Annotated in this window: 15 protein-coding genes; 6 read left to right on the top strand and 9 right to left on the bottom strand. The window is 42.1% G+C overall.

What is annotated here, in order from left to right:
• The 8 genes from ACFFGT_RS03630 to ACFFGT_RS03595 form a co-directional block, all read right to left on the bottom strand.
• Positions 1 to 358 (bottom strand): hypothetical protein (locus ACFFGT_RS03630; protein ID WP_377021145.1); only part of this gene is annotated, 358 nt, incomplete at its 3' end.
• A gap of 451 nt (positions 359 to 809) precedes the next feature.
• A complete protein-coding gene (locus ACFFGT_RS03625; RefSeq protein ID WP_377021144.1) occupies positions 810 to 1,847 on the bottom strand; it encodes a fatty acid desaturase in 1,038 nt (345 codons plus the stop codon).
• Between the two features lie 130 nt (positions 1,848 to 1,977).
• Positions 1,978 to 2,979: a YncE family protein gene (locus tag ACFFGT_RS03620; RefSeq protein ID WP_377021143.1), complete on the bottom strand. Its 1,002-nt coding sequence runs from the start codon at positions 2,977 to 2,979 to the stop codon at positions 1,978 to 1,980.
• Positions 2,980 to 3,035: 56 nt separating this feature from the next.
• Positions 3,036 to 6,128, bottom strand: coding sequence for an efflux RND transporter permease subunit (locus tag ACFFGT_RS03615; RefSeq protein ID WP_377021142.1), 3,093 nt, complete (start codon positions 6,126 to 6,128; stop codon positions 3,036 to 3,038).
• A gap of 162 nt (positions 6,129 to 6,290) precedes the next feature.
• The gene (locus tag ACFFGT_RS03610; RefSeq protein WP_377021141.1) at positions 6,291 to 7,223 is read right to left on the bottom strand and encodes an efflux RND transporter periplasmic adaptor subunit; all 933 of its coding nucleotides are present in this window, start codon (positions 7,221 to 7,223) and stop codon (positions 6,291 to 6,293) included.
• Between the two features lies 1 nt (position 7,224).
• Positions 7,225 to 8,472 carry a TolC family protein gene (locus tag ACFFGT_RS03605; RefSeq protein WP_377021140.1) on the bottom strand — a complete coding sequence of 416 codons (1,248 nt, stop codon included), beginning with the start codon at positions 8,470 to 8,472 and terminating at the stop codon, positions 7,225 to 7,227.
• Positions 8,473 to 8,550: 78 nt separating this feature from the next.
• On the bottom strand, positions 8,551 to 9,798 hold the full coding sequence (locus ACFFGT_RS03600; RefSeq protein WP_377021139.1) for a sensor histidine kinase: 1,248 nt from the start codon (positions 9,796 to 9,798) through the stop codon (positions 8,551 to 8,553).
• Positions 9,799 to 10,476, bottom strand: a complete 678-nt coding sequence (locus tag ACFFGT_RS03595) for a response regulator transcription factor (protein WP_377021138.1) — start codon at positions 10,474 to 10,476, stop codon at positions 9,799 to 9,801.
• A gap of 132 nt (positions 10,477 to 10,608) precedes the next feature.
• Here ACFFGT_RS03595 and ACFFGT_RS03590 point away from each other — a divergent pair, with 132 nt between their 5' ends.
• From ACFFGT_RS03590 to ACFFGT_RS03580, 3 genes are all read left to right on the top strand, one after another.
• A complete protein-coding gene (locus ACFFGT_RS03590) occupies positions 10,609 to 11,004 on the top strand; it encodes a hypothetical protein (protein ID WP_377021137.1) in 396 nt (131 codons plus the stop codon).
• Between the two features lie 69 nt (positions 11,005 to 11,073).
• Positions 11,074 to 11,487, top strand: coding sequence for an EamA family transporter (locus ACFFGT_RS03585; RefSeq protein WP_121224364.1), 414 nt, complete (start codon positions 11,074 to 11,076; stop codon positions 11,485 to 11,487).
• 146 nt (positions 11,488 to 11,633) lie between these two features.
• Positions 11,634 to 14,123: a TonB-dependent receptor gene (locus ACFFGT_RS03580; protein ID WP_377021136.1), complete on the top strand. Its 2,490-nt coding sequence runs from the start codon at positions 11,634 to 11,636 to the stop codon at positions 14,121 to 14,123.
• Positions 14,124 to 14,256: 133 nt separating this feature from the next.
• On the opposite strand, the gene ACFFGT_RS03575 is transcribed toward ACFFGT_RS03580, so the two are convergent.
• Positions 14,257 to 14,904 carry a DUF47 domain-containing protein gene (locus tag ACFFGT_RS03575; protein ID WP_377021135.1) on the bottom strand — a complete coding sequence of 216 codons (648 nt, stop codon included), beginning with the start codon at positions 14,902 to 14,904 and terminating at the stop codon, positions 14,257 to 14,259.
• Between the two features lie 293 nt (positions 14,905 to 15,197).
• On the opposite strand from ACFFGT_RS03575, the gene ACFFGT_RS03570 reads away from it, so the two are divergent.
• The 3 genes from ACFFGT_RS03570 to ACFFGT_RS03560 all read left to right on the top strand — a co-directional run bounded on the left by ACFFGT_RS03570 (position 15,198) and on the right by ACFFGT_RS03560 (position 18,727).
• Complete coding sequence (locus tag ACFFGT_RS03570) at positions 15,198 to 15,404, top strand: hypothetical protein (RefSeq protein WP_377021134.1); 207 nt, start codon at positions 15,198 to 15,200, stop codon at positions 15,402 to 15,404.
• 120 nt (positions 15,405 to 15,524) lie between these two features.
• Positions 15,525 to 17,936, top strand: coding sequence for an MG2 domain-containing protein (locus tag ACFFGT_RS03565; RefSeq protein ID WP_377021133.1), 2,412 nt, complete (start codon positions 15,525 to 15,527; stop codon positions 17,934 to 17,936).
• Between the two features lie 275 nt (positions 17,937 to 18,211).
• Complete coding sequence (locus ACFFGT_RS03560) at positions 18,212 to 18,727, top strand: DUF2911 domain-containing protein (RefSeq protein WP_377021132.1); 516 nt, start codon at positions 18,212 to 18,214, stop codon at positions 18,725 to 18,727.
• The last annotated feature ends 186 nt before the right edge of the window (positions 18,728 to 18,913 follow it).

Raw genomic sequence — 18,913 nt, 5'->3', positions numbered from 1 at the left:
AAGGCGATGGCTTAAAGTTATTGGATTTCTGCTTAAGCTCCTGAGCTATTTCAAACTTATTATTACCTCGCGAGCGCATTTCAAGCACTAAGGCTTCATCGGTAAGCGAGGGTCTGCGGGTTCTGTATTTCGGACCTCGCCTTGCGGGCAGCAGATCCTCCTGGTTTCCTGATTGTTTGTAGCGGTTGTAATACTTCAGGAAACTTCGGCGGTCTGTATGATGGGCCTCATAAAACTCTTTAGCCAGTCTGAACTTGGGATGCAAGCCTTCTTTTACAAGTTCATAATCCTTTATCAGCAAACGATACGTTTGCAAATAATTCCGTTTTAAGGTTAGATCATTTGTGTTGATTCGCATAGCTTTAAGTTAGGCTATTTTGTCTCCGAATTATCTAACCTTTACAATTGATTGCGAGGTACGAAGCAATCCCCTAAATACAGAGTAGCTTATAATGACATGATTGTAAGTTGTTGATTATTAAGTATGTTTTTTTGATCGATTTATGAATATGGGCGTTGCCTGCGGCCCGTGCTATCCGCTCATACTGCACAGGCATTAACCACAAGGCAGGTATCCGCTACTATCACTAACGCGGCCCCCGCACACCATCGCTGAAATATATTTTACACGTCATCATGATTTTTTTCAGAGCTCTCCTGATGGTACCCTTACAGCAATGACGTATTGTAAATGTAATTATCTCTTAAGATTTCCCTATCCTTAAAATTTTTAATATGCAAGATGAGAATATCATGTAAATACTTCCATCAACAAAAAAGGGCCCTTTTCAGGGCCCTTTCTCATTTTCTTATTTTTCAACTTCCACAAGTTCCGGCTTTGTTGTCTCGGTTTTGGTGAGGTCGATATCTGGTTTTGATATATCTGTTAGTGCTACACGGCCCCGGTCTTTACGAAGGATGCGGTTAAACAACGAGATCTCCCTGTCAAACAAAAACTGGAAAAACAGCTTTGTCCATGAGGTATGATAGTATAAGGTGTCATAGTACTCAGGCGCAGTTTTCCTGATTTCAGGAAGTTTGTTCCATGGGATAGAAGGGAAATCATGGTGCTCATTGTGGAAGCCTACGTTAAAGGCTACCGCGTTAAAATTACCATAGTAGCTGTATGTTTCCTGCTCTTCGGTAACAGTAAGGTAATGCTCCTGGATCCAGCGGGCGCCCAGCGGGTGCAGGCCAACCGAAAAAGAAAAGCTTAACAGCAGGAAAGCTACTGCATGCCACCCCATAAAATAAGCGATAGCCGTTGTAAATGCTGCCTGTAATAACCAGTTGGTCAGGATCCAGCCATCAAACGGGTGAATTTCCCTTAAACGTGATAAACGGAACAGTTGGAATACTGGGAAAAACAGCAGCCAGATTGCTTTACCAAAAAACGAATTACTGATCAGTTTTGCTTCCCAGCGGTTTGGTAAATCGGCATCAAGCTCGTGAACACCTTGAAAGGAGTGGTGTTTAATGTGATATTTTTCGAACGAAATAGCGCTTGGCAATATTTGCGGTAAATTGGCAAACATGGATGCCCAGCGGTTAGCATTACGGTTTTTGAACAGCAACTGGTGTGTACATTCGTGGATCATTACAAACAGCGCATGATCGGCAAAAGCACCAAGTAAATAGGCTGCTCCAAAAACTATCCACCATGATTGATCACGTACAAACCAGGCTAAAACAACCTGGAATGTTACCAGGCCAACAATGGCCCATATAGTTGCTGGATTTTTGCCTATAAGTTTACGCAATTGCGGAAACTGCTTTAAGATTTTTTTTGTGCGGATGCGATGAGGTTCAGACTCCTGGGAATAAACAAAATCAGTCTTTTTAATCATATAGTGTTAAAACGTTAAATATACTGATAACGTGCAAAAAAGTTCATTTTTTTGTAAAAATTAATTAACTAAAACAAGAATACGCAAAATCTTCACGATCAATTCATGTAAATTTTATATAAAATTTACTTTAGTTTTGTTTGAAAACAAGCACTTTAAAAGTATTTGGTATTGCTTTACGTGTGCCGGGTTCAAATTGAGCAACGCTTAAATAAATTTTGTGGGTTTTAGTATCCAGTGCCATCGTCCTGGCTCTTTCTGCAGTTTTCAGGCTTTGGATCACCTCATATTCATCGGCCGATTTTTGTTTGATAATGGTAGTAACGCCATCGCCGCATGAGCAAAATATCAGTTTGGTTTCAGGATCATAAGCTACAGCGTCAACACCGGCGCCAATTGGCAGCGTAGCAGTAACTTTGCCTGTTTTAATATCAACAACACTTACACCTTTATTTTCGCGGCAAACGGTAAACAGTTTCTGATTAACGGCATCAAGTGCTAAGCCGGTTGGGCCGCCGCAGGGGGCAAGGGGGAAATTTTTAATCACTTTAAGGCTTTTGCTGTCGATAACATTCAGACTGCTTTTATCTTCAAGGTTATTATAGATCTTTCCTTTGCCATCAGCAACTGCAAATTCGGGGCCGCCGCCAAGTGCTACCGTGCCAACCTGTTTAAGCGTTGCCGGGTTAATTACTGATGAGTTATTACTTTCGCCGTTGAAGGTGAAAACACGGTCGGAAAATGGATCATACATAATAGCATCCGGGCCGTTAGCGTCGGTAAGGGCAATGGTAGTGATGGTTTTAAACGTTTTCAGATCGAAAACTACTACAGCGTTTGCCTTGCCATCGCTGATAAAACCCTTGTTAAGCTTATTTACTATGGCTATACCGTGAACGCCTTTCATGTTGTCAATAACGCCAACCGGTTTCTCGGTATCCAGGTTTATAATATTTACAGATGTGCTGTGCGATACATACAGGTTGCGGTTTACCTTGTCAATAGACAGGTAGTCGTAACCTCCATCGCCCGGAAGCGCGATCGTTTTATCGGCTACATAGGTTTGCGCAGTCAGTTTAAAAGGAGCTATACCTGCTATAAGCAAGGCTACGGCTAAGATTTGCTTTTTCATTTCTCGGGATTGTTTATTTGCATGAAATTAAATCCCGAATCTGTAAAAATGCTGTGTTAACCGTTGTGGCTTTCATTAATCTCATTTAAGTGGGTGCTGAACCCTTTGCGGTACAATATACGGAGCATTGCCGGTAAAACAATAAGTAATAATGGCAATGCCGCTAAAAAACCACCAATAACTGCAATAGCTAAGGGCTGGTGCAATTGAGCACCTGCGCCTATACCTAAAGCAAGCGGCATCAGCGCTATAATGGCCCCTAAAGCGGTCATAAGTTTTGGTCTTAAACGGGTACTGATGGCAAAAGTTATAGCCGAGTCGATATTTTTATTGTCATTTTCGATGGCGCTTTCTTTAAACTGCAGGAAGGTGAAAATGGCGTTTTCGCCAATAATACCTACAATCATGATGAGCCCGGTATAGCTGCCCACATTAAGCGGAGTACCGGTAATAAATAAGGCCAGGAAGCTGCCGGCGATACCCAAAATGCCGATCACCAAAATAAGCAGTGCTATCCTGAACTGCCTGAACAGGAACAATATCACCCCAAAAACCAGCAAACACGCGGTTATTAATATAATAAGCAACTCTTTAAATGATTGCTGTTGCTGGGCATAAGCGCCCCCATATTCCACATGGTAGCCTGTAGGCATGTTTACATTATCGCGAATGGTTTTTTGGATGGCCGGTATCACAGTACCCAAATCGCTGCCCTCTAACCGGGCGCTGATCACGTTCATGCTTTGCAGGTTTTCGCGGTTTATCTCGGCATCGCCGGGCCTTAACTCAACAGCGGCCAGCTCGGTTATTGGGATGAGCTTGCCGTTGGGTATAAATATGTGCAGGTTATGAATATCATTCACGTTGAGCGAGCGGTTACCGGGATAAACCATACGGATAGGGGACAGCTGTTCTTTCTCCAGTAAACTGCCTATCACGTTGCCCTCCAAAGCAGTTTGTATTTGCATTTGCAAGTCGGCCGGGGTAATACCGTACTGGGCCAGCTTGCTGTAATGCGGCTGGATACTTACCGAAGGGCCTGCGATAATAATACCCGGCAATACATCGGCAGTGCCTTTTACTTTTTCAACCAGTCCGGCAATCTGCCTTGACAGGTTTTGCAGCGTTTGCTGATTATCGCCAAACACCTTGATCTCGATAGGCTCGGCTGATGTGGTCAAGTCGCCAAGCATATCGGTTATTACCTGGCCAAACTCAACCTCCAGCGCAGGCTGGGTTTCTTCCACCATTTTGCGCAGGTCGCTGATCACTTCTTCGGTGCTTTTGCTGCGGTCTTTTTTTAGCTGGATGAGATAATCACCGCTGTTGGGCTCCGTAATGAAAAAGCCCATTTGTGTGCCTGTACGGCGTGAGTAGGCAGTTACATCAGGGTGTTTTACGATCAGCTTTTCTATCTGCCGTAACATCCGGTCAGTTTCTTCCAACGAAGTTCCGGGAGGTGATTTGTAGTCGAGTACAATACTGCCTTCGTCCATATCGGGCAGGAAACCTGTTTCCAGTAAAGGCGGTACTATCACAATCACAGCTGCTAAAGCGGCAATAATGATAATGCTTACATAAGGCCTCAGGATAAAAAAGCTTACCCATTTTTGCTGTTTAACCGTGTGTACCTCTTCTTTTTTAGCCTTTAATGCCGCATTTAACTTAGGCTTAGGCGTAATGAGCAGGTAAATTACCGGTAAGCCTATCCATGTTACAAAGAAAGAAGACAAGAGCGTAATGATCATGGTATCGGTTAATACCTTGAAGTAAGCTCCCGCCACCCCTGTCATCAGCACAAAAGGGATGAAAATTACTATGGTGCTGATAGATGAGCCAACCATGGCCGGGAAAAGATAATCAATCGCCTTCCTTACTAAATGACTGCTCAGTTCATCGGGATGCTCCTCATGTACCCGGTGAATTTGTTCAACCACTACAATGGCATCGTCAATAATTAAACCTATGGATGCGGCTATGGCACCAAGGGTCATGATATTGAAGGTATAGCCAAGCCAGTATAATATAAGCAGAGTAAGCCCAAGCGTAACCGGGATGGTAATTAATATGGTGATACTGGCTTTAAACGATCTTAAAAAGATCACCGCCACAATAATGGCCAGCAGTAAGCCTATCCAAAGGCTATCGCTTACACTTTTAACCGAATCGTTCACAAAATCGGCCTGTATGTAATATGGCCTGATGGTTACGCCCCGGGGCAGCAGTTTTTTCAGCGCATCAACCTTATCAGCCATGTCATTACTAACCGATATGAGATTGGCGTTGGGCTGTTTTATCACGGCTATCAATACCCCATCGTGCCCGTTGGCATTGATGCGGGTGTATTCGATACCTTCGTTAACCTGGATGCTTGCAAAATCCTTGAGCCGCACTATTCTTTTGCGGTTATTGCTGATCACCAGTTGTTCCAGCTGATCTTTGGTGTTGATGGTAGCATCGGTAACCGTGAGGTACATGCGCTTGTAATCAGACAGGTAGCCTTCCGACTTTACAAAGTTGGTAGTAGCAAGCGTATTGCTGATGATATTGGGAGTTAAGCCCAAAGCAGTCATTTTTTGCTGATCAAGAGTCAACCAGTATTCTTTAAGCTTGCCACCGATTACCCTGATTTCAGATACTCCGTCAACCTGCGACAAGAAGGGTTTTACCGTATAAGTAGCCAGCTGTCTGAGCTCGATAGGCGAGAGGTTATGGCTCTCCAGCGTGTAACCGCTTACCGGCAAAATGGATGGGTTCATTTTGGCTACGCTGATATTTACATCGGCAGGCAGATCGTTCTTGATCTGATCGATGCTTGACTGGATGCGCTGCTGGCTCAGGTCGATATCGGCACCCCAGTTAAGCAAGGCCGAAATTTCGCAGCTTCCCCTGCTGGTGGTACTGCGTACCAGTTGCAGGTCGGGCACCTGTTTAATGGCATTCTCCAGCGGTTTGGTAACCGTTACCATCATTTTATTTACCGGCTGCAGGCCTTCGTCGGCAATGATCTTTATTTTAGGAAAAGTGATTTCGGGGAAGAGCGAAGTTTGCAGTTTTGAATAGGCAAACAACCCGCCCATAATAAACAGGGCCAGTACCAGGCCTAATGGCTTGCGATGGGTTATAAAATAATTTTTGCGCTGGTTCATGATAAATAACCCCACCTAACCTTCCCCTAAAGGGGAGGGCTTTTGAAACATCTCTCTAATTGTGGGATATTCAGAGAGGTATGTAAATACATTTATTTTAACCCGATCTCTTCTGTATGAGAGGTATGTAAAGTCTCCCCTTTAGGGGAGATTTAGAGGGGCTTACTCTACAATTTTCACTTTAGCAGTATCTGCCAGCCCATAATTACCGGTGATCACTATTTTATCATTTGCCGAAAATTTTGGCGTTAAGATCTCCACCCTGTCGCCGGTTTCAATGCCTTTGGTTATGTCGGTTTTTACCGCGGTTGTTGGATTGATGAGCTTCATTACCCAAAATTCGGTTTGGGTTTCGTTACTCAATACAGCCGATTTTGGCAGCGATACCGTATGCGGCCTTATTGATTTAATGATGCGGGCTTTGGCTACTAAATTTTCGGGAATAGGGTTGGTACTGTTTACCTTAAGTACAATGCCCTGGGTTTGCGACAATGAATCAACAGCGGGCATTGATGAGCTTACCTGTGCCGTCAGCTTTTCGCCGCCGGGCAATACGAGCGTTACATCCTGGTTGTTTTTTACATAGCCGCGCAGCTCGTAAGGCAATTGCATCACAAAGGCAAAGCTTGCGCGGTCACTGATCACGGCAAGCTGCTCGCCATCCTGCACATAATCGCCCTGCTGATGGTTTAGTTGCGTAACATAACCATTGCCGGCTGCTTTTATTTTATTGACGCCCGAAAATTTGAATGTAGTATCCAGTACATTGATGCTGTTGCCGATACTTTGCGCTTCCTTGGTTTTTATGCTGAAGATAAAATCGCCTTTGCTTACATAATGACCAGGCAATATGTTTACCTTTTGGATGTAACCGTTGGCATTGGCCTTAACAATGTTTTTTTGCTGAAAAACGGATATGGCGCTCAGGTCAATATAGTCAACCATGGCGCTATCGGCAATGGAGGTTACGGTTACAGGAGTTTGAGCGGCTGCTCCGGCATCGCCACCGGTATCATCTGCGGGTTGGGTATTGCCTTTACAGCTATATAGCAGCGTTAACAGGCCGGCAGCAAGGTATATGTGTTTGAATTTCATATTATTTGTTCCAGTAATTGAGCTGATTAATAAGTTGCAGCTTATTAATGTTGGTTTGTGTTTTAAGGTTTTTTATGGTAAGATAGTTGTTAATGGCCAGTACCAGATCGGCTACACGCACATCACCGGTTTGTAATAGCTGGGTATCAACCTTTACTAAACTCTCGGTGTATTTCATTTGTTCATCTATCTGGGCTAACAGCTTTTCGGAGCCGTCGATCTGTTGATTTAGCTGCGCAATCTGCTGGCGGTATTGTGTGTCAAAAAACGCCTTATAGCTGCGGCGGGTATCTTCTTCCAGCGAGAGCTTGCGGTACTGGATTTTACGCTGGCCGCCATCATACAAAGGCAGGGTAAAACTAAAGCCAATGCTGGCGCCAAAGTTTTTATAGGCAGGCCCGCTCAGGAAATCAGAGTTGTAACCACCATCGGCAAGCAGATTGATTTTTGGCTTGTAGCTGAAATCAACCAAAGTACGGCTGTTCACCAGCCTAAGACTATCAGTTTTATACTGGCTGAAAAATATGCTGTTGCTGATATCGGCACGGATGTTTTTTTGAATGCCGGGATCCTGCAGTTCGATATAACTGGTATCGGCAATGCCGGTTAGGTAATTGAGCGTGGTATAATCGTTTTTATACTGCAGTCGTGCCTGCGACAGGGTTAATTCCTGTTGCTTAAGGGTAACCAAAAAAGTAAGGTAATCACTTTGGCGATAAACGTTGCTGCGGGTTAGTTTTTTGAGTAGCTCTTCTTCGCGGTTAAGCAGGGAGATCACCTCCTGGTTAAATTTTACCTGCTGCAGGCTGCCGAAAGCGGTAATATACTGTGCCGTGACTGCCTTTTTTAAGTCCTGCTCGGATATTTTAGCAGTGTTGAGTACCGATTGGGATTGCAGTTTCACCGCATCGATTTGTGCGGCGATATTCTTTTTACTATCAAGCGATTGGTTTATGGCCATTAATGCGTTGAGCGTATGCTCATTGGTAATTGCAGCAGCATAACCATAACCACCAATTACGGGAGCGTAAAGCCCGCCGCTGTTGGCGCTTACCTGGGGTTTGTACCCGGCCCTGATGCGGAGACTATCCAACTGGCCCGAAGCTACCTGGTTTTGCAGGTCCTTTAACAGTGGACTATTGCTTTTGGCAAGCCCCAGGTAATGTTCAAGATTGTAGGTTTGTGCCTGTGTAACAGCACTAAGCAGGCAAAATAAAAAGCCGAAAACCCATTTTATCCGGATGGTCAAAATAATATATGTTGTGTTAAATAATAGCTAAGCTACAGGATAATTCTGGAAAAAATTGGTACAGGTATCGTAACAAATTTAAAACCTCACCATAAAAGTATGATATGGTACTTCATAGCCGTAAATGAGTTGATAACCCAAACTTTCACAGATCTGTTTGGAGATGGTAAGCCCAAGCCCGCTCCCCTCGGATGTTGACGATTTATGAAAGCGGGTAAAGATATCGCCGGAGTTGAGAGCTATTGGTTCGCCTGTGTTTTTGATGGTTAAACTTTCGGATGTAAGGTTTATAATGATCTCCCCACCGGCACGGTTGTGCCGCACCGCATTGATGATCAGATTGTTCAATAATATCTCGATAAGGTAGTTGCTGGCTTCAATTTCCTTTTCATTAAGTGTTGAAGTGATAGTTATCTGCTTATCGCCAAAAATATCTTCCAATTGATATAGCAGCTCCTCTATTAGTTCCTTCAAATTCAAATGCTGGCGGTCGTTCAAGAGTTTATTTTCTATTTTAACCAATAACAGAAGCGATTGGTTAAGCCTGCTCAGGCGCGATACCGCGCTGTAAAGATCATTCAGCAATTTGCTTTGATGCTCGCTAAAGTTTTCTGTCTGGATCAGGGTATCCAGTTTGGAATTGATCACAGCAATAGGTGTGAGCAATTCGTGTGAGGCATTTTCAGTGAATGTTTTAAGGTCTTTATAGTCTTTCTTCACCCTTTCGGCCATGGCACTTACTTCGGCCTGGAGCTCGTTAAATTCGTCTATAGTAGTATTGGGCGATGGCATTTCCCGGTTATCGGTAACGTTAAACAGTTTTAACTCGCTTAGGATACTGTAAAATGGTTGCCAGAGCCTGCCTAATATAAGTCGATTAGTGATTACCAGTACTAACAGTAATAATAATATAACACCAATGGTAATGCCGAAGATGATCTGGATCAGGTCTTCAGTTTCTACTTTTGATTCAACTATCAGGATCTTATAATACCTGTTGCCAACATTTACTGAACTGATTAACCCGCGCCCGGATTCGGGCTCATCCTTTTCGCGGTAATAGCTGGTGTTAAAAAACTCGCGTTTAACCGAATTTGGTTCGGCCGAAATAAAGGTGATCTGCTGGTCTTTTGAATCAAAAACCTGTGGCAGGTGGTGATTAAGCTTTACATAATCAAAAACTTCCTGTTCTTCAACCTCCAGCGAATTGTCTTTTTGATTGGTAAGGATCAGGCTGATAGCCAGGTAATAAATAGCGCCTGTTATCAGCATGATAACGATGGTTGCTATTAAGTTTACCCGGTTATACCTTTCCGAAAGCTTCATTTATTGATCGGCAAATTTATAGCCCATACCGTAGGCGGCATAAATATAATCCTTACCGCCGGCTTCCATTATTTTTTTGCGAATGTTTTTGATGTGCGAGTAAATAAAGTCGAAATTATTGGCCAGGTCGATACCATCACCCCATAAATGTTCGGCAATAGCATTTTTTGAAATTACCTTGCCTTTGTTGGAGATAAAATAGATAAGCAAAGCAAACTCCTTACGGGTAAACTTTACCGGGATGCCGTTTACGGCTACCGTTTTAGCCAGCAGATCGATACTCAGCTCATTGAAATTAAGCACATTGCTGCCGTTAAACATTTTGCGCCTGATGATAGCCGACACCCTTGCTTTCAATTCCGAAAGGTGGAAGGGTTTTACGAGGTAGTCATCTGCGCCAAGGTCGAGTCCTTCCAGGCGGTCATCAAGCGAGTTTTTGGCCGAGATGATGAGCACGCCATCAGTGTAATTATTGGCTTTAAGGGTTTTTAATACATCAATACCGTTGCCACCGGGCAGGGTAATATCCAGCAGGATACAATCGTAGCGGTACAGTTCAACCTTGGAAAGGGCGGCCGTATAGCTGGCTGCTGTTTCGCAAATATTACCGGCTTCGGTAAAGTATTCTTCAATACTTTCGCGCAGCCCTTCTTCGTCTTCGATGATGAGTATTTTCAAAACGTTTTTTCGGTAAAGTTAGAAAGTCAATTTGTACAGATTCTGGATAAAATTCAAGTTAGGTAATTTGATGCTTGTTTATACTACCAGGAAACTCATAATTTTGACAAATCTTTGGAATCCTTATCAAAAATGAAATTGACCGGCTTTATTTTAGAACATGACGAGTATGCGGTTGATGGTTTTTATTTTGAAGAAATGAGCGGCGGCAATATTATTGATGCCGAACTATTATCAAAAATTATCAATTACCTTGAAAATGGCAGATTTATATATGGGTGGATGAATTATGAAAGAGATTGGCTATCAAAAGAATCACTATGCCCTAACAGCTATTATACCGATGGTGTTTGGTTTTGGCCAGGCTATTATACCGAATATCTGAAAAAATACCCCGGTATGAGGATAAGAAAAAGTTTTGTAGACCATATGGCTGCAAATGATTTTATCAATAACGGAAAAGGGCTATCTAAAGCCATCATCAATAAGTTTGAGCAAGATTTGACTGATAAATTAAAACCCCGATAGATTTTATACAGAATACATAATCAAATTTGTACTTAACTTGTTGCAGGTTAAAAACAAAATCTGATCATTATGTGGTGGATCTACGCATTACTATCGGCACTGTTTGCAGCGCTTACGGCCATTTTTGCCAAAATAGGAATTAAAGGGGTGGATACCGATCTGGCGACTGCCATCCGTACGGTAATAATCCTGATCCTGGCTTGGGCTATTGCCCTTTTTAAGGGGACGCATGGCGGGATCAGCAGCCTCACCAAAACCAACTGGACTTTCCTCATCCTGTCGGGCTGTGCAACCGGGCTTTCATGGATCTGTTATTTCCGGGCCCTGCAATTGGGCAAGGTAAGCCAGGTAGCCCCGGTTGATAAACTGAGCGTTGCTTTGGCCATTGCGCTTTCTGTTATTTTTCTCGGCGAGCCTTTAACTCTCAAAAACGCCATAGGTGCATTGCTTATTATCGGGGGCACAATTGTATTAATTTTCTAATTTTTTTGTAACAGGCTCATATACAATGTAACAAGCGTGTATACATAATAAAAACATATTGTAACAAATACACTTCAATACCATTTAAATCAGATTTAATCCAATCTTTCTTATAAAATTTGTGGTTCCAACACCCATATTGTATAATGAAGTCCGTTTTTTTGATCTTATTTTCTTTTGTTTTTATAACCGCCTTACACGCCCAAACAGCCCCCGGAGCAAAGGGGAAAATTACAGGTAAAGTTACCGATGCCACTTCAAAACTGCCGGTTGACTATGCCACCGTATCTGTATTTAAACAAGGTGCCACATCGCCGTTCAACGGTATCAGTACCGACCCTAAAGGAAATTTTTCTATCAATAATATCCCAGCAGGGGAATATAAAATAACCGCCGAATTTTTAGGTTACCAAAAAGCAACTATCGAACACGTAATAGTTAAAGATGGTGTGGTATCACTGGGCGAGATTAAACTGGCGCCTGTTGCCAACGAACTAAAAGGGGTAACCATAACCGCTAAAGTGCCTACCGTTGAAAACCGGATAGATAAAATGGTTTACAACCCCCAAAATGATTTAAGTGCACAGGGTGGTGTGGCTATTGATGTTTTGAAAAAGGTACCACAGATCACTGTTGATATTGACGGTAACGTAGAGTTACAGGGCAATGCCAATATCCGCTTTTTGATCAACGGTAAACCATCCAGCATTTTCGGGGCCAGCCTTGCCGATGCTTTGGCCAGTATCCCGGCCAGCCAGATCAAAAGTATTGAAGTGATCACCAGTCCTGGTGCAAAGTATGATGCTGCCGGTACGGGGGGTATCGTAAACATCATATTAAAGGATAGTAAGGTAGAGGGTGTTAATGGCAGCGTTAACCTATCGGCAGGTACCCGCCGCGAAAACGGTTCATTTAACCTCAATGCCCGTAAAGGCAATTTTGGCGTGAATGCATTTTTTAGTGGTAACGCACAGATCAATACAAATGCTCCTAATACCCGTAACCGTGTATCAACAGACGGGCAGGGAAATCAAACTACTCTTTTTCAACAGGGTACAAACAATTTTAAACGTAACGGCTACGAATCGGGTATTAATTTTAACTGGGATATCAGCAAGCATGATAATCTTACCGCCGGGGTTGGCTTTAACCATTTTGGTAATCATGGTAATGGCGTCACCAATGAAAATTCGAGGATTGTTTCGGCGACCGGTGCATTTATATCAGATACAGCCGATATCCGTAACTCCAGCAGTAAGTTTAACGGCCGCTCAACAGATGTTAGCTTAGCCTACAAAAAAACGTTTGAAAAAGAAGGCCAGGAGCTTGATATACTTTATACCGAAAGTTTTGGTAACAATAGCTTTGCCTCTGCACAGCAAACAGATTATCTTAATGGTGTTAAGCCTTCCACTGGTTTAACAAATACCAATCCTGGTAAAGATCGTGAAACTAATATTTCTGTTGATTACACCCATCCTGTAAGCAAAAAATTAACAATAGAAACCGGGGGCAAGCTTGATTTTAATCATATCAATAATAATGTGGTTACAGATACGCTGGCAACCGATGGTATTTTAAACCTCGACCCCGGGCAAACTTATGGCTTTACTTATGATCGTAAGATATATGCTTACTATCTGTCGGCATCAGCATCCTTGTTTAATAGTTTTTTAGACGTAAAAGGAGGTTTGAGAGATGAGTACACCAATACCAAAGCTGATTTTCAGGGTGTGAACATTCCTAATTATAATATATTGGTGCCATCGCTGGTTTTTTCGCACAAGTTTGGCAGCAACGGTTCGCAATCGGTTAAACTTAGCTATACCCGCCGTATTGAACGGCCCGATTATGGTGATCTGAACCCGTTCCTGAACATCAGCGATCCGCATAACATCAACACTGGTAACCCAAACCTGAAACCCGAAAAAGGAGATAATTTTGAGTTTGGCTACAATAAAGGTTTTGACAAAGGAGCTAATATTAACATAGCCGCTTTTTATCGCCACAATACAGATGATATCCAGCAATTCACTACTTATTATGATTCTTTAAAGGTTAACAACAAAACGTATAAAAACGTATCGTTCAACCAGCGTTATAACATAGGCTCGGAGGATAGGATCGGTATCAATATCTATGCTTCAGTACCGGTAACCGACAAACTAAGCCTGCGCACCAACATGATTTTCAGCGACAGACGAAGCACTAACCCTGGTTTTGCCAATGTCAGCGCTTTTGCTTACCGCATTAACGTCAATGCACAATATAGTTTTGGTCATGACCTGAGCGCCGAATTTTTTGGCAATTACAATTCATCACAAAAAGGCATCCAGGGCACTAACCCTAAATTTGTGTTTTACAACTTTGCCATGCGCAAAATGTTCATGAACAAAAAGGCCAGCATCGGTCTTACAGCTACCAATCCCTTTGCAAAATATGTTAGTCAAACTTCGTCAACTTTTGGCAGCAACTTTTATTCAACCAACGTAAGGCTTGTGCCGATACAATCATTCGGCATAAGCCTGAGCTATAAATTTGGCAAGCTTGAGTTTAAGAAGGATAGGGAAAAAGACGATAACAAGAACCAGGATAATGGCGGTGACAACGGCCCTCAATCTGAAAAGGGGAAATAACCTCACCCAAACCCTCTCCGGAGGAGAGGATTTTGAAAAACGATCTTAAACTAAAAAAGCGATGATACTTCATCGCTTTTTTAGTTTTTTAAGCCTTCTCCTTTGGAGAGGACTTAGGTAAGTGCTGAGGCTCTTACCCGTTCTTGATCAAAATGCTTTCAATGATCAGGGTTGTATCTTCACAGCTGTCGGTAGCGGTTTCCATGGCTACAAAAACATCAGTGTATTTAATCAGTTCTATCGGGTCTTTCTCGTTATCAAGAAGATCGGCAAATGCTTTGTTATAAACTGAATCAGCTTGCGCTTCGAGTTTTTTGATGTTGCTGCAAAGCTCGAAGATCTCGGCCGATTTGCTGAGGTTATTCATCGCAATTACGGCTTTTTCAAGCTCGGTACTGGTTTTAAGGATCAGGGCAGCCAAATCTATTATTGGTTTGGTAATAGCAGGTACATTGTATAGGTTTATCCTGCGGGCAGCCATGGTAATACTATCTGCAACATCGTCAATTGCTGATGCCAGATCGCACATATCCTTGCGGCTAAACGGCGATATCAGCATCCTTCCCGATTCTGAAAATACCCTGTGTGTTATCTCGTAGCTTTTGAATTTTAGTTTGTCAATATGGGCAAAATTAAACTTTTGCTCATATGACGTTTGGGAATTAACGGCTTCGTTCAGCAGCCTGGCCATTTCAGTGACGTTGGCTACAGCAGTGTTGAACAAATCGTAAAAAACCTGGTTGGAGTTTGGAAATATTGATTTTGAGTTAGTGCTCTTCATTGATCTGTTTTATCAGTCGTGAATTTACAGTAGTTATATTAAGTGGATCTTTTAAAATATGTCACTATAAATTATTCAGCGGATAAAAGTAACCATTAATACAATGCCAATTGTTAAGTTAATGTTAAGAATGGTTAAGCCAATGTAATAAAATGGAAGTGTGGATGTTGTAAGTTGCTGATTTAAAGTAAAAAGAAACATGGTGGTTGGATAAAGAAAATTGTGTAACATTTAAGTATAATTAAAACAAACCGGGCTCTTGCTGTATTGTGTATATATTAGTTAATCCAATTATGAAAGCCGGGGATAAACATTATAAATGCGTAAACAGTAAAACTGGTTATGTCATTTATTACCATTCGCTGAACCGTGGGCTCAGCAATGAAGAAGTGAAGGCCGAATTAGATAAAGTACGCACACGTGTAGCTATTCAAAACGGCATTTACCTTGAAACACTTTACTGGGAAGAAATGAAGCAGGATGCCGAGCTGACGCAATAGCAGCTGAGGATGTTATGGAATGGTTATAACTAATTTAAAATGAGTATTTTATTTGTAAATAAATACTTATATTTAATCGCCTTTATATAACCAGTTTTTAACCTGTTATCATTCCCGCTTATGAAAAAAGTAGCTTTAGCGCTGTTATGCGTATTGTGCTTTTGCATGCCTGTTTTTTCACAAAATGATAAACCGGTTTCGCCTGTTACATCTTTAGATGGTGTAATATCCCGCCTGCAAACCTTATCGGCAGATAAAGCAATTGAAAAAGCTTACCTGCATTTTGATAAATCTCACTATAACGCAGGAGATACCGTTTATTTTAAAGCATACGTAACCCTTGGCGAACAGCATGAGCTTTCAAAGTTAAGTGGTGTGTTGCATGTTGACCTTATTAACCCTGCCGATTCGCTGCTGCAAACCATACCGCTGCAATTGGTTGGTGGTTTGGCCACGGGCGATTTTAGCCTTCCCAATACATTACCCGGAGGTACATACCGGATCAGGGCCTACACCAAATGGATGCTGAACAATGGGCAGGTTAACTTTTTTGACAGGCAGATAAATATTAATGGAAGGGTTTATACAGCTAACAAGCCTTTGGCGGTTAAAACGGGTAAGGCCGATATCCAATTTTTTTCTGAAGGTGGCAGTTTTGTGAACGGCATACCTACCAGGTTGGCCTTCAAAGCCGTAGGTACAAACGGGCTGGGGCTTAATGTTAAAGGTGTTGTTGTTGATAACACTAATGCCGAGGTAACCAAATTTGAATCAAAACACCTGGGCATGGGCCTTATATTTATTACTGCTGAAGCCGGCAAAACCTATAAAGCCAATTTAACCTATGCCGATGGTACCAAAGCAACGGTTGATTTACCAAAGGCAGATAACGAGGGTATCACGCTGCTGGTTAACAATGATAATCCCGATAAACTTGCTATTGAAATAAATGCCAATAAAGCTTATTACCTTAAAAATAAGAATAAAGAGATAGGGGTAATTATTTATTCGGCCGGTTCTGTGAGGTCGGTAAAAGCGGTGCTTGACAACCAGGTGCTTGATTTAAATCTCAACAAAAAAGATTTTAAAACGGGGGTAGTCCAGGTAACCCTGTTTTCGTCGCAGGGCGAACCGCTTAATGAGCGCCTGGTATTTATCCAAAACCCCGATTTGTTAACAATTACGCCCACCAGCAATAAACTTGTTTACGCGGCAAGGGAAAAAGTGCATATTTCCATCAATATCAGGAACAAAAATGGGGAGGCTGCAAAAAGTTATTTATCAGCAGCTATTGTTGATGCCGGCAGGGTACCCATTACCGAAGATGATGAGAGCACCATATTATCAAACCTGTTGTTAACTTCTGATTTGAAAGGGGCAATTGAACAGCCAAACTATTATTTTGCTAATGTTACCAATGATACCCGCTCCAACCTGGATATATTGATGCTTACCCAGGGCTACCGCCGGTTTGAATGGAAACAATTACTGAACGATACTAAGACGGGACTTGCTTATAGCTCCGAAAATGGTTTCGATCTGTCGGGACTGGTAAAAACGGCAGATGGAAAAATTGTTGATGGTGGTATAATTACCCTGATGCCGCAGGCAGGCGGGCCTTTGTTAACTCAAACTACCGGTCATGATGGTAGCTTTACTTTCAGGAATTTGGTTTATGAAGATAAAACCCGGTTTGTGATCCAGGCCAAAACAGCCGAAGGGAAAAATAACACCAGCATATCTGTTTATCCGGCACCGGCATTAACAACTATTAAACCAGGTGATTTTACAGGCCCGGTAAAGGATTTAAATAACAGAGGTTATGATAAAACAGCAGAACAGCCGGTGTATATGGCCGATGTAAACGGTAGGGTATTAAAAGAAGTAATTATTAACGACAGAAGAGTTAATGACGGCAAACTCAATACCGAAGTTTTGGGTAAGGAAAATCTGAAAGATAATCAGGGCTCGTTGGCTAACGGGTTACAGGGGCGCTTAAACGGTGTTATTTTAAGAGACGGTATACCATACCTTACCGATAAAGTGGATCCGGCGATGCAGGGCGGGCCGATGCTGATCATAGTTGATGATACCGCCTTACCAGAAGGTACAAGCATTGATAATTACAGCGCTGCTGATATTGAAAGTGTAAGTATCCTCAAAAATACGGATGCAGCTATATATGGGGTAAGGGGGGCAAACGGGGTAATGATACTTAAAATGCGTAAAAATGCAGGTAGTGTTGCTATAAATAAATCAATGTCGCCGGGCTTGTTATCTTTTACTGCCAATGGTTTTTATAAAGCGCGTACCTTTTATTCGCCTGTTTATGAAGGTTTTCAACAAACAGGCAATAAGCCCGATACCAGGAGTACCATATACTGGAACCCTGATGTAATGACTGATAAAGATGGTAACGCTTCGTTTGATTTTTTTAATGCAGATAGCAAGGGGACTTACCGTTTGGTGATAGAAGGTATTGATGAGGCCGGTAATATAGGCCGCAGCGTATTTACTTATAAGGTGCAGTAATGTTGGTGCATAAAAAACCCTGCCATGGTTAGGCAGGGTAAAAAAACCACAACAATTGTTTAACCTTTGGGCTATGAACCCCTCCGGTCTATTCCTAACTGCAATATGATCTTTCAATTAATCAGACAATATAAAATTCAAATAGTTTAAACACCAGTTGTTTATTTTTCAGTGTTTTATATGTTAAAATCACCTGTTGCAGGTATTTAAACGAATAGTTGTTTTTAAACCAAATTTCAATCTATCTTTATACTTAAATAATTATGAGAAATCTTATGAAAAAATCATTTCAGCTTAAGGCAGCGTTCCTGTTTGCTTTTGCCTTATTGGTATCAAGCTTAACTTTTGCCCAGGACAAACCAGCAAGCCCTCGCGATAGCGTAAGTGGTAAAGCTGCAGGTTCAACCATTACTATTAACTATGGCAGCCCATCGGTTAAAGGCCGTAAAATTTGGGGCGGACTTGAAGCTTACGGTAAAGTATGGCGTGCAGGTGCTAACGAAGCCACAACTTTTACAACAACAAAAGATATTAAAGTTGAAGGTAAACCACTGGCAGCAGGTACTTATGGCTTTTTCCTGATCCCAAATGAAAACGGTACCTGGACAGTTATTTTTAACAAAGTGGCTAAACAATGGGGCGCGTTTAAATACGATGAATCAAAAGATGCCCTGCGTGTAGACGTAAAAACAAAGGCAGCACCAATGCATGAAAGGCTGGCTTATACAGTTGATGCAAAAAGCTTTTGCATGTTCTGGGATAAGATAGTGGTACCTGTTTCTGTAAAATAAAGATATTCAGTAACCTTGTTTTTCACAATTTTGAAGGCCTCCTGTCAGGGGGCCTTTTGCATAAAAAGGTTTTTAGTATGCTAAAGCATTCTTTTTTTAACCTGCCTTTAAAGCGCTATATTTACCCCATATAATGCGCCGCCAAACCAATAAAAAACCTGTACTAAAAAGGATCATCGCAATAAT

The sequence above is a fragment of the Mucilaginibacter angelicae genome, from assembly GCF_042434235.1.
GTDB lineage: Bacteria > Bacteroidota > Bacteroidia > Sphingobacteriales > Sphingobacteriaceae > Mucilaginibacter > Mucilaginibacter angelicae.
The sequence above is the reverse complement of the archived record's forward strand: the minus strand, read 5'-3'. Positions and strand labels throughout refer to the sequence as shown.